Genomic DNA, 14,711 nt, shown 5'->3' with positions numbered 1-14,711 from the left:
CGTGGCGGCCTAGCCGCCCCAGTGCGACGGGCGCTCGAAATGCGACGGCAGCGTGGTCGCCGCATCCCCTCGGGCGCTGTTCACCTGCGCCTGGGTGAGGTAGACCGCCTCGGCGAGCCGCGCACCGGACACGTCCGCATCGCGAAGGTCCACCCCCAGCAGGTCGCACCGCTGCAGATCCGCACCCCGCAGGTCCGCGGCGAGGAGGAGCGCGCCCCGCAGATCCGCCCCCCGCAGGTCCGCGTTCCGGAGCGATGCACCCGCCAGATCGGCACCCGGAGCGAGCCGACGGCCCCTCGACCGGCGGGCAGCCGGCGCCGCTCCTGCGCGAGCGGCCGCGCTCGCCGCGATCAGGAGCGGCCGGGACGCTCCGTACTCCGCGTCGACGTCGACCGCGACCACCTGCTCCGGCTCGCCGAGGGTGTGCGCGTGCACCGCGTCGAACCGCTCGCGCAGCTCATCGAGGAGCGGCGCGCCGACACCGGGAAGCGCCAGTGCGGAGTCGAGGTACCAGAGCAGCTCGTGCAGGCGGCGCATCAGCGGGAACACCGCGAACATCCGCTCGCGCACGGCCGGGTCGGACCGCCAGGAGACGCCGCCGAACGTCTGCTGCGAGACCTTCTGACCGGCGCCGAAGCAGTCGAAGACGGTGCAGCCGACGAAGCCCTGCGGCCGGAGCCGGCGGTGGATCGTGCACGCGTCCTCGCCGTCGAGGTTGACGCACGCGTCCCCGGCGCGCTTGTCGAACGGGAAGTCGGCGGAGCGGGCGAAGGCGAGGGCCACGCAGCACAGGCCGAAGCAGTTCGCGCAGTCGGCGCCGAGGTCCTCCCGGCGGCCGAGCTCGACCCTGGTGCGTGACGTCATCCGTCCGAGCCTACGCGCGGCGGCGCCTCCGGATCAGTGCGCGAGCGCGAGCACGCCGACGACCAGCACGCCGAGGCCCACGATCCCGAGCAGCGAGACGAGGCTCTCCTTCCAGGAGAGGCCCGCGCGCACGACGGCGATGAGGGCGATCCCCGCGAGCGTGGCGACGTAGACGCCCGCGCCGATCCGCAGCGCGACCGTCGCGTCGATCCAGCCCAGCGCCGCGGCACCGAGCGCGAGGACCGGCAGCGACGCCGAGGCGAGCGCCCCGCCCGCGATCCGCAGCATCGTGCCCGACTCCGCTCGCGAGGGCGTCGCCGCGTGCACGACCTGGTGCGCGATCACCTCGGCGACGAAGCCCGCGGCGGAGATCCCGATGATCGAGATCACGAGGCTCTGGAGGGCGTGGACCGCGTCGGGGTGGTCGCCGACGAGGTAGATCATCACCACGGCCAGGCCCGTGAAGGTCGCGTAGACGCGCTCCTTGAGGGCGCGGGCGATCTCGTCGAGGGGGCGGCGGGTCCGCTCCGCCCACCGGCCGGCGCGGCCCGGGCGCAGGCGCACGGGCGTCATCCGGTCGGCGGGTGCGGTGCGGCCCTCGTCGGCCGCTCCGTCAGTAGGAGGCGGAGTCGACACGTGCCGCGGAGGAGTCGCCCGAGTGCCGCGCCGCGAGGTCGCCGAGGATGGTCGCGGAGCCGCTGGTGCCGAAGCGGGTGACGCCGAGGCCGCGGTAGGCGAGGAGCGTGTCGAGGTCGCGGACGCCGCCGGACGCCTTCACCTGGACGGCCTCCGAGACGGCGCCGCGCATGAGGCGGAGGTCGTGCTCGTTCGCGCCTCCGCCCGCGAAGCCGGTGGCGGTCTTCACGAAGTCCGCGCCGGCACGCTCGGCCGCCCGGCTGCCCTCGACGACCTGCTCGTCGTCGAGGAGGCTCGTCTCGAGGATGACCTTGACGACGTGGCCCTCGGCGGCCTCGACCACGGCGCGGACGTCGTCCTCGACGTCCCGGAGCAGGCCGCTGCGGAGGCGGCCGATGTTGACGACCATGTCGAGCTCGGACGCGCCGTCGGCGAGCGCCTGACGCGACTCCGCGACCTTCGCCGCGGTCGAGGTGGTGCCGTGGGGGAAGCCGATGACCGTGCCGACCAGGACGCCGGAGCCCTCGAGCCGAGCGACCGAGTAGGCGATGTCGGAGGGGCGGACGCAGACGCTGAACACGCCGGACGCGCGCGCCTCGTCGAGCTGGGCGTCGACCTCGGCGCGGGTGAGCTCGGGCTTCAGGATCGCGTGGTCGATGAGCGCCGCGATCTCGGCGACGGTGGGCAGGCTGGAGTCGGTCATCCGCACATTTTACGTCCGCCGGCGGGACGACGAAGGCCCGAGATCCTTCGATCACGGGCCTTCGGTCGTTCACGCCGCTAGCGGCGCTCGGTCACCAGCTGGACTTGGTGATACCGGGCAGCTCGCCGCGGTGCGCCATGTCACGGAAGCGGACACGCGAGATGCCGAACTTCGTGAGGTTGCCGCGGGGGCGGCCGTCGACGGCGTCGCGCGAGCGGACGCGGACGGGCGAGGCGTTGCGGGGGAGCTTCTGGAGGCCGACGCGGGCGGCCTCACGGGTCTCGTCGGTCCCGGCCGGGTCGACCAGGGCCTTCTTCAGCTCGAGGCGCTTGGCTGCGTAGCGGTCGACGATCACCTTGCGCTGCTCGTTGCGGGCGATCTTGCTCTTCTTGGCCATACTTAGCGCTCCTCGCGGAAGTCGACGTGCTTGCGCACTACGGGGTCGTACTTCTTGAGCACGAGACGGTCGGGGTCGTTGCGGCGGTTCTTCTTGGTCACGTAGGTGTAACCGGTGCCGGCCGTCGAACGGAGCTTGATGATCGGACGGACGTCCTGCTGCTTGGCCATTAGATCTTCACCCCGCGAGCGAGAACATCCTTGACGACGGACTCGATGCCACGGGCGTCGATGACCTTGATGCCCTTGGCCGAGAGGGTCAGGGTGACGTTACGGCGAAGCGACGGCACGTAGTACGTCTTCTTCTGCACGTTCGGGTCGAAGCGGCGCTTGGTGCGCCGGTGCGAGTGCGAGATGGCGTGCCCGAAGCCGGGGACGGCTCCGGTCACCTGGCAGACTGCTGCCATGGTTTCCTCCATGTGTGGTTACCGTGGATCACGCGCGGCACGAAGCCCCGCCCGACCCACCCAAGGTCACTTGTCGGCGCACCGCCCGCCTGTCCGGCCGGAGCCGGAGCTCCTGCCCGGTGGGCAGCACGCAAGCGCGTGCAGATGCACGCAACCTCGCTAGGCTACGCGACCCGGGCGGCGGCCGCAACAGGGTGGGGACACTCCCCCGACAGGGTGGGGACACTCCCCCGACAGGGTGGGGACACTGCCCCGACAGGGTGGGGACGCTGCCCGGACGTGCACGGGGACTTCCTGGGAGGTTCCGGCAGAAGTGGCCTTCCGTACCCCCCGAGCAGGGCGTTCGTGTACCTTCCGCCTTCCTCGCGGGTCCGCGACCGCCCTACTCTGAGCCGACCGCGGGCGCCCGCTCCCGGCAGCAGCCGGGAGTAGCAGCACATGCGCCAGTCCTTCCTCCGTTCCCTCGTCGCCGCGGCCGTGCTCGTAGCGGGCGCAGGACTCAGCGTCGTGGCCGCGCCGACCGCGTCGGCGGCGCCGGTCTTCAGCACCGCGTGCTTCACCTCCCCGAAGGTCTCGACGGTGTCGCAGTACACCGTTCCCGCGACCGGGGTCTCGACGGTCCGCGCCGTCCTCAGCGGACAGAACGGCGGGAAGGGTGCGAGCGGCCTCGGGACGGGCAACGCCGGCGGACGCGGCTCCAGCCTCGTCGTCGAGGTGCCCGTCACGCCCGGGCAGGTGCTGGAGATCGGGCGCCTCGCCGGCGCCCCGGCCGGAGCGGCAGGCGCCATGCGCTACGTGAACGGCGGCGTCTACGGGGGCGACTCCGGCGGCGCGGGCGGCGACGCCCAGTACCTCAGCACGGCCGGCTCGGACGGCTGTCAGCACGCCCTCGCCGTGGCGGCGGGCGGCGGAGGCGGCGGCGGGCGGTCCTCGGTCGGCGGCGACGCCGACGCCGGCAGCGGCGCGAGGGGCGGCGGGAACGGCGGCAGGAACAACGCGGCCGACGGCGGCGGCGGCGGCGCGGCCGGGCAGAGCTCGGGCGGCTCGCCCGGCGCCCGCGGCTACAGCACGTTCGGCGAGTGCGCCGACGGCAACAACGGCCAGTGGGGCGTGTTCCTCAACGACGGCAAGGGCGCCGACGCCGGCGCCTCCCGCGGCGGCGGCGGCAACTGCTCGTTCCCCGGCCACAGCGGCGGCGGCGGCGGGGCCGGCTGGTGGTACGGCGGCGGCGGCGGATCGCCCTATGTGTTCGGCAGCATGAACGACACCCTCGGCGTCATGAACGACCCCGGCGCCGGCGGCGGCGGCTCGAGCTACGTGCACCCGAGCGTGACGAGGATCTCGCAGACGGCCGGCCCGACGGCGGCCGACCCCGTGGTCGCTCCGGTGTACGACACCGCCGTGACCGTGACGCGCACCCCCGACTTCTCGATGCTCGGGCAGGAGATCACCGTCACCGCGAGGGTGACCATCCCGAGCCTGGGCCGGCCGGTGGCCGCCGGCGGCACCGTCGAGATCCTCACCGGTGCGGGCACCAGCAGGGTGACCCTCGACGCGGACGGCGTCGGCGTGCTGACCACGAGGGACATCCCGCAGGGCTGGAACGAGATCCGCGCGCACTACCCCGACACCATCACCGCCGCCGAGGCGGGACGCGGGAGCTGGTCGGCGCTCCCCGCTCTGCGCCACGAGGTGCGCGCGTGCGCCGCGACACCCGTCATCACCCGGCAGCCCTCGGACATCGCGGGCGTCACCAACCAGATCTACACGCTGACGATGGGCGTGAGCGTCTCGGCCGTCTACGGCGGCATCCCCGCCGTGTCGTGGGAGAGGTCCACGGACGGCGGCGCCACGTGGAAGCCCGCGCTCGGCCGGGCGGGCGCCCGGGAGGACGGGACCGCGTTCCTCGAGGCCGGCCCCGATCCCACCGGCTCCTACCGCTACCGGGCGACCCTGACCACCTGCGGCGGCAGCGTCCGCAGCGAGCCGGCCACCGTGGCGGTGGGCGGCGTGCGCTTCGACCTGTCGACGCTCCCGCAGAAGGCCTACGGCGACTCCTTCGACGCGAGCCCCTACGCGCAGGCCGTCGACGTGCCCGGCCGCTCGATCGTCCTGAGCAGCAGGACCGCCGAGACCTGCTCCGTCAGCGGCATGAGGGTGACCGTGCTCCACGCCGGCGTCTGCACGCTCGCGGCGAGGCTCGACGCGCTCGCTCCTCTGGGCTGGGCGGGCGAGCCCCTGCAGAGCTTCACGGCGAAGCCGAAGGCGCTCACGGTGACCGCCCCGACGGTCGACTACCCGCGAGGCGCGCCGGCCCCCGACCTGCGCTGCACGGCCGCCTTCGTCGGCTCCGACACCTTCGGCGCCCCGCTCACGGCCGGCGTCTACCGCCCGATCGTCACGGCGGACGACGTCATCTACCGCCTGATCCCTAACTGGCCCACCTCCACCTTCACCACCTTCACCACGCGGTGCAGCGGCGCGAAGGTCAGCAGCGACTACACGATCGCGGGGTACAAGGACGGCGCGCTGCGCATCGTCGCGGCTGTCCCGATGGTGACCGCCTCCTCGCCCTCGTCGACCTACGGATCCACTCCCCCCGCGATCACCGCCTCCGTGACCGGCTCCCCCTCGGGGACGGTCTCCTGCGGCGCCTTCGCGGCGTCCGACACCGGATTCACGACGCCGCTGGCGCTCTCCGCGACGACCCCCGTCGGCCGCTACCCCACGCGCTGCTCCGGCCTGACGAACCCCTCGGGACAGCTGATCACCATCGACGGCGCGCTCACGATCTCGCCGGCGCCCCTCTCGGTGACCGCGTCGAGCCCCGGGACGCAGGCGCACGGCACCGCGACCGCCCCGACGGTCACCTGCACGGCCGACGGCTTCGCAGGAACCGACCGGTTCGTCACCGAGCCGACCGGCGCCTACTACACGGCGGACGGCACCGGGAAGGTGACGATCGGAGCGCGCACGCCCGTCGGCGACTACGTCACGCGGTGCGACGGAGGCGACGCGGGGCCGAACTACACCCTCCGGTCGATCCCCGGCACCTTCGCGCTGGCCGACCGCTCGGCCCCCGTCGTGACCGTGCCCGCCGCCGTCACGGCCGAGCCGGCCGACGTCTCCGGCGCCGTCGTCACCTTCGCGTCCTCCGCGCAGGACGCGGTCGACGGAGCCGTGGGCTCGACCTGCACGCCCGCCTCGGGAAGCGTCTTCCCGATCGGGGACACGACGGTCGACTGCACCGCGGACGACGAGGCCGGCAACACCGGCACGTCCTCGTTCCGGATCACGGTCCGGAAGTTCTCGCAGACGGTCGCCTTCACCTCCTCGCGGCCGACCGCGCCGACGGCGCTGGGCACCTTCACTCCGACGGCCACCGGCGGCGGCTCCGGGAGCCCCGTCTCGATCGGAGCGACCGGATCCTGCGCGATCGCCGACGGCGTCGTGACCTTCACCCGGAGCGGCACCTGCACCGTGACCGCCGACCAGGCCGGCGACGACCACTACACCGCGGGGCGCGCCTCCTTCGATCTCGAGGTCGCGAAGGCGTCGCAGACGCTGACGGTCGCGGTGCCGAGGACCGGCGTCCTGGAGTCGACCGGCGTCGCCACGGCGACCTCGAGCTCGGGACTGGCGGTGCTCGTCAGGACCTTCTTCGGCTGCACCGTCGCCCCCGACGCGACGGGTGCGCAGATCCTGACCTACACCGAGCCCTCGACCTGCGGCGTGCAGTTCGACCAGCCGGGCGACGACGTGTACGCGGCCGCCGACGGCCTGGTGCGCTTCGTCCCGATCTCGCGGATCCCCCAGACGGTCGTCGTCACCTCGACTCCGCCCGACCGGGTGTTCACCGACGACCGGTACACGGTCGAGGCGACCGGCGGCGGCTCGGGCAACCCGCTCGTGATCGCGGTGATCGAGAACGGCAACTGCACCATCGCGGACGACGTGGTGACGTTCTTCGGCGACGGCACCTGCACGGTGACGATCGACCAGGCCGCGGACGATCGGCACGACGCCGCTCCGCAGGTCCGGCAGGTCATCACGGTCGGGACTCCCGAGGGGAACCTCTCCTTCGGGAGCACCGCGCCCCCGCACGCGATGTCGCTCGAGACGTACCGGCCGACGATCGTGCCCGGCCCGTCGAAGGGCGTGCCCGTGCTCTCCGCGAGCCGAGACTGCTCGATCCTCCCGGACGGAGTGACCGTGCGGAACGACGGGGCCGGGCTCTGCGTGCTGTCCCTCGACCAGCCCGGAGACGGCTACTGGCCCGCGCGGCACGCCGAGCAGGAGTACTCGATCTACTTCCTCCCGCAGACGGTCCGGATCACGAGCGCGCCTCCGGTCGGCGCCGTCCTCGGGGACACGTACCGCCCCGTGATCGAGGGCGGCGCCTCGGGCATCGCTCCGTTCCTCCTCACCACCGCGTCGTGCTCGGCGAAGGACGGCGTGGTCACCTTCACCACGAAGGGCGTCTGCGGCGTCTTCGCCTACCAGAACGGCAACCGGCAGTACGACAGCGCCCGGCCCGCCGTGCAGGAGGTGGAGGTCGGCTACGCGCCCGGCTCCGTGGCGTTCACGACCGCCGTCCCGACCGACGCGGAGGTCGGCGGATCCTTCACTCCCGCCTTCACGCGCGGACCGTCCTCCGGCCCCTCGGTGCTCAGCGTCTCGGGCGCCTGCTCCGACGGCGAGAACGGCGCCGTCCGGTTCGACTCCGCGGGCACCTGCACGCTGACGGCGATCCACTACCGCGACGCCACCTACGGCACCGCGCGGGCGGTCCAGACCTTCGAGATCACCGCGATCGCGCAGACCGTCGCCTTCACCTCGACCGCGCCGTCGACGGCTGCGTCCGGCGACACGCTCACTCCGACCGCGACGGGCGGCGCGTCCGGGCTCCCCGTGACGATCGGAGCGACCGGCGCCTGCACGCTCGCGGACGGCGTCGTCACCTTCGCCGGCAGCGGCACCTGCACCGTCACGGCGGACCAGGCGGGCGACGGGCGCTACGCCGCGGCGGCGCAGGCCTCGCAGACCGTCGCGGTCACGCAGCTCGCGGGCACCGTCGCGTTCGGCGGCGATGCTCCGGCCGAGGCCCGGGTCGGGGGCTCCTCGACGGCCGCGGTCGTCGCCGGCCCCTCCAGTGCTCCCCCGGTGCTGACGGCCTCCGGCGCCTGCTCCGTCGGGCCCTTCCGACTGGTCTCCTACGACTCCGCGGGCACCTGCACGCTGACGCTGGACCAGGCGGGCGACACCCGCCACAGCGCAGCACCGACGGCCGTGCGCAGCTTCGAGATCACCCGGATCGCGCAGGCCGTGGCCTTCACCTCGCAGGCGCCGGACTCGGCGCTCTCGGGCGGCACCTACCGCCCGACCGCGACCGGCGGAGCCTCCGGGCGGCCCGTGGTGCTCGGCGCCTCCGGGTCCTGCACGCTCACCAACGGGGTCGTCGCCTTCACCGGATCGGGCACCTGCACGGTGACCGCCGACCAGACGGGCGACGCCCGGTACGACGCGGCGGAGCGGGCCTCGCAGGTGATCGCGGTCGGACTGCTCGCGGGCACCGTCTCCTTCGGCGGCACCGCGCCGACCGGCGCGACGGTCGGCGGGACGACCACCCCGCGGATCATCGCCGGGCCCTCCACGGCGCGTCCGGTGCTGACCGCCTCCGGAGCATGCTCGGCGGCCGCGGGAGTCGTGTCCCACGACTCCGTCGGCACCTGCACGCTGACGCTCGACCAGGCGGGCGACTCGCGGTACGGCGCCGCTCCGCAGGCCGTCCGCGCCTTCGGGATCGGCGCCCTCGGCCAGACGCTGGCGTTCACGTCACCGGCCCCCGACGCGGCGGTCGCGGGGGGCTCCTACACGCCCGTCGTGACGGCCGGCGCGTCGAGCGCCCCCGTGGTGCTCGGAGCGGCCGGATCCTGCACGGTCGCGGACGGCGTGGTGACCTTCACCCGTTCCGGCACCTGCACGGTGACCGCCGACCAGGCCGGGGACGAGCGCCACTCGGCGGCTCCGCGGATCTCGCAGTCGGTGGAGGTCGGCGCGGCAGCGGGAGCGGTGACGTTCCGCGACGCCGCTCCGACGGACGCCCGGATCGGCGGCTCCTGGACCCCGTCGATCGTCCGCGGCCCGTCGAGCGCCGACCCGGTGCTCGACGCCTCCGACTCCTGCTCGCTGGGAGAGGACGGCACGGTGTCCTACGACTCCGTCGGCACCTGCACGCTGACACTGGACCAGGCCGGCGACGACGCTCACGCGCCCGCGGAGCAGGTCGTCCGGACGTTCCCGATCGGCAGGGCGCTGCAGACGGTCGCCTTCACCTCCGCGGCTCCGAGCACGGCGACCGCGGGCGGCCGCTACACGCCGACCGCGGCGGGCGGCTCCTCCGACCTGCCGGTCACGATCGGCGCCACGGGCGCGTGCTCGCTCGCGAGCGGCGTCGTGACCTTCAGCGGATCCGGCACCTGCACGGTCACCGCGGATCAGGCCGGCGACGCCTCGCACGACGCGGCTCCCCGGGCGACCCAGTCGATCGCGGTCACCGCGGTCGTCCCGCAGAAGAAGAAGGCGCAGAAGGTCGCCTTCTCGACCGCGATGCCGTCCTCGCCCGAGAAGGGGATCGCCTACCCGGTCGCGGCCACCGCCTCCTCCGGTCTGCCCGTGAAGCTGTACGCGAGCGGCAGCTGCACGCTGACCGCGACCGGCGCGGGCACGGCGACGGTGCGGCTGACGGGCGCGGCGAGCTGCACCGTCCGGGCCACGCAGGCGGGCGACTCGGCGTGGCTCGCCGCGACCTCGGTGACGCAGTCGCTGCAGGTGAAGTCCTCCACCCGCGCCGACCTCACACTGACGCTGGCGCCGGCGCCGGGACTGGCGGCGACGGCCCCGCTCTCGGGCACGATCACCGTCCGGAACACCGGCACTCGGGACGCGGCGACGACGACCACCCGGGTCGTCGTCAGCGGAACGGTGGCGAGTGCGCCCGGCGCCGTGCAGACGAAGGGCTCGGCCGCGGGCACGACGGTCCTCACCTGGACCGCGCCGAGCGTCTCGGCCGGGCGGAGCACCACCTACTCGGTGACGCTCGTCGACCGGCCTGCCGCCACGACGATCGACGCCAGGGTGTCGACCGCCGCCGCCGATCCCACGCCGGCGAACAACGCGGTCAGGCGCACCTTCCGGTAGAGGCTGCGGGGAGGGAGGGGTGTCGCGCCGCGTTGCCCGCTCCCTCCCCGACCGCTACGGTCGCGGGGACGCTCCGGGGGACGGGGCTCGCGAGGGGGGCCCGTGGACCGGTTGAGGCGACGCGCGCTGCTGCTGGGGATCGCCTCCTCGGCGGTCGCGCTGACGGGGTGCACGCCCGCCCGGCCCGCTCCCGCGGCGCTCCCGCCGAGCACGGCGCCGGCGGCGGTGCTGCCGTCCGCCGCTCCGACGGCCGTCCGGACCCCTCCCCGCCCCGTGCCGACCATGACCGCCGCGGCGACTCCGGTGCGGCGGAAGGCGCCGCTGCCCTCCGGCACGATCTCGGAGCTGCCCGGCGAGGGGAGCACGCTCGCCTGGACCGTCGACGACGGCGCCGACTCCGACGTGGTCGCCGCCTACGCGCAGTTCGCCCGCGACACCGGCACCCGGCTGACCTTCTTCCTCAACGGGAAGTACGACTCGTGGACCGCGAACGCGCCGCTGCTGGCTCCGCTCGTCGCCTCGGGGCAGGTGCAGCTCGCGAACCACACCTGGTCGCACGCCGACCTGACGAGCCTCTCGAGCGACGGCGTGCAGGAGGAGCTGGGCCGCAACGGCGACTTCATCCGCTCGACCTACGGGGTGGAGGCGGCGCCCTTCTACCGGCCGCCGTTCGGGTACACGGACGAGCGAAGCCGGGCCGCCGCGGCGGCGATCGGCTACACGGCGACGGTGCTCTGGTACGGCTCGCTCTCGGACTCCGGGCGGATCACGCCGGAGCAGGTGGTCGGCTTCGCGGACCAGTGGTTCCTGCCGCAGCACATCGTGATCGGGCACGCGAACTTCGATCCTGTGACGCAGGTCTACGCGCGGCTCGTCGACATCCTCCGCGAGCGCTCGCTCGAGACGGTGACCCTCCGCGACGTGTTCGCGGTCTGAGCGCCTCCCCGCCGACGTTGGTCAGCGCGCGGGTCAGCGCGCGGGTCAGCGCAGCGCGGGTCAGCGCGCGGGTCGGCGGAGCGCGGCGCGCGCGGCGGCGGAGACGGCCGCGGCGACCGCGTCGAGGGCGGGCGTGTGCAGGGCCCACTGCTGCCAGTAGAGGGGGACGTCGACGGGGTCGCCGCCCAGCTCGACGAGGCCCTCGCCGCCGACCGGGGCCTGCAGCTCGGGCAGCATCCCCCACCCCATGCCCAGGCGCACGGCCCGCTCGAAGTCGGTCGACCCGGGGACGCGGTGCTGCGGCGGGCGGCCCTCGACGCCGGCGGCTCGGAGGAAGTCGTCCTGCAGGCGGTCCTTCTCGTCGAAGACGACCAGCGGAGCGCTCGCGAGACCGGCCGTGCCGCCGTCCGGGAACCAGCGCTCGGCGAACGCGGGCGCGGCCATGGCGCGGTACCGCATCACTCCGAGCGGTGCGACGGTGCAGCCGAGCACCGCTTCCGACTCTCCGGTGACGGCCGCCAGCACGGTGCCGTCGCGGAGGAACGCGGTGGTGTGCGCCTGGTCCTCGCGGTGCAGCTCCACCACGACGTCGGGGACGGAGGCGAGCGCGGGCAGCACCCAGGTGGCCAGGGAGTCGGCGTTGACGGCGAGCGGGAGGACGACGGGGCCCGCCCCCTCCGCGTCCTCGCCGCCGAGCGAGCGGACGGCGTCGTCGGCGAGGAGCTCGATCTGGCGGGCGAGGCGGAGGAGCCCCGCACCGGCCTCGGTCGCGACGACCGGGCGCGAGCGCACCAGCAGGACGCGGCCTGCGGCGGTCTCGAGCGCCTTGATCCGCTGGCTGAGGGCGGAGGGGGTGATGTGCAGGGCCCGGGCGGCGGCGTCGAAGGAGCCGTACCGGACGGAGGCGGCGAGCGCGCGCAGGCGGGAGAGGTCGAGGTCGTCTGTAAGCATCAGTGCTGCTTACGGTACTGAAGGAGCATGAGCTGGTCTACAGGAGCGCCCCGCCCTAGCGTCGGAGCGTGTCCCCCCTCCTCGCCGCCCTCTCCGGCCTCGGCTTCGGCCTCTCGCTCATCATCGCCATCGGCGCGCAGAACGCCTTCGTGCTCCGCCAGGGCCTCCGCCGCGAGCACGTGCCCGCCGTCGTCGCGATCTGCGCACTCTGCGACGCCGCGCTGATCGTGCTCGGGATCGCGGGGATCGGAGCGGTCCTGGAGTCGGCGCCGTGGCTGCTGGTGGTGATCCGCTGGGGCGGCATCGTCTTCCTCCTCGCCTACGCGGTGATGGCGGCGAGACGCGCACTGCGGCCGGGGACCCTCGACGGCGATCCGGCCGGCGCCTCGACGTCGCTCCGCACGGCGATCGGCACGTGCCTGGCGCTCACGCTGCTGAACCCGCACGTCTACCTCGACACGGTCGTGCTGCTCGGGTCGGTGGCGAACACGCACGGCGACGAGCGCTGGTGGTTCGGGGCGGGGGCGGCGGCCGGGAGCGTGCTGTGGTTCACCGCTCTCGGCTTCGGGGCGCGCGCGCTGCGGCCGCTGTTCCGGAGCCGCGGGGCCTGGCGGATCCTCGACGCGGCCGTGGCGGTCGTGATGGTGGTGCTGGCGGTGTCGCTCGCGCTGCACTGAGGGCCTGGTGGTGCACTGCTTGTTCTACTAACATTGCAAACATGTTGTTCCGGGTCGACCACTCCGCGGCGGGCTCGCTCGCCGACCAGCTGGAGTCGCAGGTGCGCTCGGCCGTCGCCCGGGGCGAGCTCTCGGCGGGCGACCGCCTGCCGCCCGCCCGCGAGCTCGCCGACTCGCTCGGCATCAACATGCACACCGTGCTGCGCGCGTACGCCGCCCTGCGCGACGACGGGATCCTCCAGATGCGCCGGGGCCGCGGCGCGTGGATCACGGAGTCGGCCGGGCCCGGGCTCGTGCGCGTCACCGCCCTGGTCGACGAGCTGCTCGCGGAGGCCCGCCGCAGCGGCATCACCCCGGCGGAGCTCGTCCGCCTGATCGAGAGGACCGGATCATGACCGCCACCGCCGACCGCCGCCGCGAGCTCCTCGCCGCCGCGTCCCTCCTGCTCCCCGCCGCCGGAGTGCTCGTCTCGCGCCTCGTCCTGGACGACGTGCTGCCCGCGGAGCTCGCCTCGCACTGGTCGGGCACCGGGGCGGCCGATGCGACCGCGTCGACGGGCGCCCTGCTCGCGATCGCCCTCGTGCTCTCCGGGCTCCCGGCCGTCGCGGGCCTCGTGGCGGCGGCGGTCGGGCGCGCCCCGCGGCTCCTGCTGGCGACCCTCGGCCTCGTGGCCGGGCTGGGCGCCTCCGCCTGGGCGACCTCGGTCGGCACGACGCTGGCGGCCGGGCGCGCCGAGGGGGCGGAGCTCGGCGGATGGCTGCTCGCGCTGCTCGGCGGGATGCTCTTCGCCGTCGCGCCCGCGCTGATCGCCTGGGCACCCGGCGCGCCTCCCGCCTCGCCGCCGGCCGCCTGCCGCTCGCGGCGGAGGAGACCGGCGCCTGGTCGCAGACGCTGACGGGCCCGGTGTTCGCCGTCGCCGCGATCGCCACGGCGGCGGGCGCGGCCCTCTCCCTCGCGACGCTCGCCGCGGCGGGCGCCACCGGTCCGGCGATCGCGACGGCCGTCGTCCTCGGCGTCGTCGCGCTGGTGCTCCTCTCCTTCTCCCGCCTGAGGGTGACCGCCGACCGCCGCGGCCTCCGCGTCGTCACGACCGCCCTCGGCATCCCGCTGCGCCGCATCCCGCTCGACACCATCGCCTCGGCCGGCACGGCCCGGCTGCGGCCGTCGGAGTGGGGCGGCTGGGGGTACCGGGTGATGCCGGGCCGCTCGGCGGTCATCCTGCACGCCGGGCCGGGGCTGGTGGTGACGACGGACCGCTCGCGCGAGTTCGCGATCAGCCTCGACGACCCCGAGACCCCCGCGGCGCTGCTCGAGACCCTGCGCTCGCGGGCCTGAGGCGCCGACCCGTCAGTCGACCACGATCCGGACGAGCGTCGTGACGGCGTCCACCGCGTTCACGTAGGAGTAGTGCCGCGAGGTCGGGAAGGCGAGGTGCCGTCCGGGCTCCAGCCGCACGGGCTCCTCGCCCTCCCGCTCCAGGAGGAGCGCGCCGGCGGTGACGAGCAGGATCTCGTGCCACCCCTCGGGGTCGGGCTGCGCGTCGTAGCGGTCCCCGGGGCCGAGCGTCCAGGTCCAGAGCTGGGCCTCCCGGCGCGCGGGGACGGAGGAGAGCAGGACGGCGACGCTCGCCTCGCCCGCTCCCCGCCAGGCGACCTGGTCGATCGCCGCGGGCGCGGATCCCGGGGCCGAGACGAGTGCCGTGAACGTGGTGCCGAGGGCGGTCGCGAGGCGGTCGACTCCGGTCAGCGAGATGTTGGCCTCGCCGGCCTCGGCCGCGACGATCGTCCGCCGGCTGATGCCCGAGCGCGCCGCCAGCGCGGTCTGGCTCAGCCCGGCTCCGCGCCGCGCGAGGCGGAGGTTGCCGCCCAGGTGGGCGAGGACGGGAGCCGACATGCGCACTATTCTGCACCGAGAAGCCTCTGATGCTCCTAGGATGTGCAG

The 14,711-nt window shown here is 74.5% G+C and carries 14 protein-coding genes; 6 read left to right on the top strand and 8 right to left on the bottom strand.

The genetic code is table 11. The features are described 5' to 3' along the window. Positions 1 to 9: 9 nt before the first annotated feature. The 6 genes from GTU71_RS15205 to rpmB form a co-directional block, all read right to left on the bottom strand. Positions 10 to 864 (bottom strand): pentapeptide repeat-containing protein, encoded by an 855-nt coding sequence (locus GTU71_RS15205; RefSeq protein ID WP_159940872.1) that lies wholly within the window; start codon positions 862 to 864, stop codon positions 10 to 12. Between the two features lie 33 nt (positions 865 to 897). Further along, positions 898 to 1,428 (bottom strand): hypothetical protein, encoded by a 531-nt coding sequence (locus tag GTU71_RS15200; RefSeq protein ID WP_159940870.1) that lies wholly within the window; start codon positions 1,426 to 1,428, stop codon positions 898 to 900. 49 nt (positions 1,429 to 1,477) lie between these two features. Continuing rightward, the gene (gene deoC / locus GTU71_RS15195) at positions 1,478 to 2,203 is read right to left on the bottom strand and encodes a deoxyribose-phosphate aldolase (RefSeq protein WP_208543598.1); all 726 of its coding nucleotides are present in this window, start codon (positions 2,201 to 2,203) and stop codon (positions 1,478 to 1,480) included. A 91-nt stretch (positions 2,204 to 2,294) separates the two neighbouring features. After that, the gene (gene rpsN / locus GTU71_RS15190) at positions 2,295 to 2,600 is read right to left on the bottom strand and encodes a 30S ribosomal protein S14 (protein ID WP_104225107.1); all 306 of its coding nucleotides are present in this window, start codon (positions 2,598 to 2,600) and stop codon (positions 2,295 to 2,297) included. A 2-nt stretch (positions 2,601 to 2,602) separates the two neighbouring features. Continuing rightward, positions 2,603 to 2,770, bottom strand: a complete 168-nt coding sequence (gene rpmG / locus GTU71_RS15185) for a 50S ribosomal protein L33 (protein ID WP_027692168.1) — start codon at positions 2,768 to 2,770, stop codon at positions 2,603 to 2,605. Next, positions 2,770 to 3,006: a 50S ribosomal protein L28 gene (rpmB, locus tag GTU71_RS15180; RefSeq protein ID WP_056038148.1), complete on the bottom strand. Its 237-nt coding sequence runs from the start codon at positions 3,004 to 3,006 to the stop codon at positions 2,770 to 2,772. The genes rpmG and rpmB overlap by 1 nt, the downstream gene beginning before the upstream one ends. 438 nt (positions 3,007 to 3,444) lie before the next feature. Between rpmB and GTU71_RS15175 the strand changes: the two genes are divergently transcribed. Together GTU71_RS15175 and GTU71_RS15170 are read left to right on the top strand one after the other, a co-directional pair. Further along, positions 3,445 to 10,206 carry an HYR domain-containing protein gene (locus GTU71_RS15175; RefSeq protein ID WP_159940868.1) on the top strand — a complete coding sequence of 2,254 codons (6,762 nt, stop codon included), beginning with the start codon at positions 3,445 to 3,447 and terminating at the stop codon, positions 10,204 to 10,206. 102 nt (positions 10,207 to 10,308) lie between these two features. Next, complete coding sequence (locus GTU71_RS15170) at positions 10,309 to 11,142, top strand: polysaccharide deacetylase family protein (protein ID WP_208543597.1); 834 nt, start codon at positions 10,309 to 10,311, stop codon at positions 11,140 to 11,142. A 60-nt stretch (positions 11,143 to 11,202) separates the two neighbouring features. Here the strand turns inward: GTU71_RS15170 and GTU71_RS15165 are convergent, their stop codons facing one another. Next, on the bottom strand, positions 11,203 to 12,093 hold the full coding sequence (locus GTU71_RS15165; RefSeq protein ID WP_159940866.1) for a LysR family transcriptional regulator ArgP: 891 nt from the start codon (positions 12,091 to 12,093) through the stop codon (positions 11,203 to 11,205). Between the two features lie 68 nt (positions 12,094 to 12,161). Here GTU71_RS15165 and GTU71_RS15160 point away from each other — a divergent pair, with 68 nt between their 5' ends. The 4 genes from GTU71_RS15160 to GTU71_RS15145 are packed head-to-tail and all read left to right on the top strand — an operon-like array spanning position 12,162 to position 14,105. Continuing rightward, a complete protein-coding gene (locus tag GTU71_RS15160) occupies positions 12,162 to 12,770 on the top strand; it encodes a LysE/ArgO family amino acid transporter (RefSeq protein WP_104297480.1) in 609 nt (202 codons plus the stop codon). A gap of 41 nt (positions 12,771 to 12,811) precedes the next feature. Continuing rightward, the gene (locus tag GTU71_RS15155; protein WP_104225158.1) at positions 12,812 to 13,165 is read left to right on the top strand and encodes a GntR family transcriptional regulator; all 354 of its coding nucleotides are present in this window, start codon (positions 12,812 to 12,814) and stop codon (positions 13,163 to 13,165) included. After that, the gene (locus tag GTU71_RS15150; protein ID WP_159940864.1) at positions 13,162 to 13,665 is read left to right on the top strand and encodes a hypothetical protein; all 504 of its coding nucleotides are present in this window, start codon (positions 13,162 to 13,164) and stop codon (positions 13,663 to 13,665) included. The genes GTU71_RS15155 and GTU71_RS15150 overlap by 4 nt, the downstream gene beginning before the upstream one ends. A gap of 8 nt (positions 13,666 to 13,673) precedes the next feature. Continuing rightward, positions 13,674 to 14,105, top strand: coding sequence for a hypothetical protein (locus GTU71_RS15145; RefSeq protein WP_159940862.1), 432 nt, complete (start codon positions 13,674 to 13,676; stop codon positions 14,103 to 14,105). Between the two features lie 12 nt (positions 14,106 to 14,117). Here the strand turns inward: GTU71_RS15145 and GTU71_RS15140 are convergent, their stop codons facing one another. Next, positions 14,118 to 14,663 carry an XRE family transcriptional regulator gene (locus tag GTU71_RS15140; RefSeq protein ID WP_104292936.1) on the bottom strand — a complete coding sequence of 182 codons (546 nt, stop codon included), beginning with the start codon at positions 14,661 to 14,663 and terminating at the stop codon, positions 14,118 to 14,120. Positions 14,664 to 14,711 lie beyond the last annotated feature (48 nt).

Source organism: Rathayibacter sp. VKM Ac-2762, assembly GCF_009866585.1.
Taxonomy (GTDB): domain Bacteria; phylum Actinomycetota; class Actinomycetes; order Actinomycetales; family Microbacteriaceae; genus Rathayibacter.
This window is presented reverse-complemented; position numbering and strand designations above follow the sequence as displayed.

Excerpts from the sequence above, each read along its gene's own strand:
- GTU71_RS15205 (WP_159940872.1), bottom strand. The coding sequence starts at position 864 with ATGACGTCACGCACCAGGGTCGAGCTCGGCCGCCGGGAGGACCTCGGC.
- deoC (WP_208543598.1), bottom strand. The coding sequence starts at position 2,203 with ATGACCGACTCCAGCCTGCCCACCGTCGCCGAGATCGCGGCGCTCATC.
- rpsN (WP_104225107.1), bottom strand. The coding sequence starts at position 2,600 with ATGGCCAAGAAGAGCAAGATCGCCCGCAACGAGCAGCGCAAGGTGATC.
- rpmG (WP_027692168.1), bottom strand. The coding sequence starts at position 2,770 with ATGGCCAAGCAGCAGGACGTCCGTCCGATCATCAAGCTCCGTTCGACG.
- rpmB (WP_056038148.1), bottom strand. The coding sequence starts at position 3,006 with ATGGCAGCAGTCTGCCAGGTGACCGGAGCCGTCCCCGGCTTCGGGCAC.
- GTU71_RS15175 (WP_159940868.1), top strand. The coding sequence starts at position 3,445 with ATGCGCCAGTCCTTCCTCCGTTCCCTCGTCGCCGCGGCCGTGCTCGTA.
- GTU71_RS15165 (WP_159940866.1), bottom strand. The coding sequence starts at position 12,093 with ATGCTTACAGACGACCTCGACCTCTCCCGCCTGCGCGCGCTCGCCGCC.
- GTU71_RS15155 (WP_104225158.1), top strand. The coding sequence starts at position 12,812 with ATGTTGTTCCGGGTCGACCACTCCGCGGCGGGCTCGCTCGCCGACCAG.
- GTU71_RS15150 (WP_159940864.1), top strand. The coding sequence starts at position 13,162 with ATGACCGCCACCGCCGACCGCCGCCGCGAGCTCCTCGCCGCCGCGTCC.
- GTU71_RS15140 (WP_104292936.1), bottom strand. The coding sequence starts at position 14,663 with ATGTCGGCTCCCGTCCTCGCCCACCTGGGCGGCAACCTCCGCCTCGCG.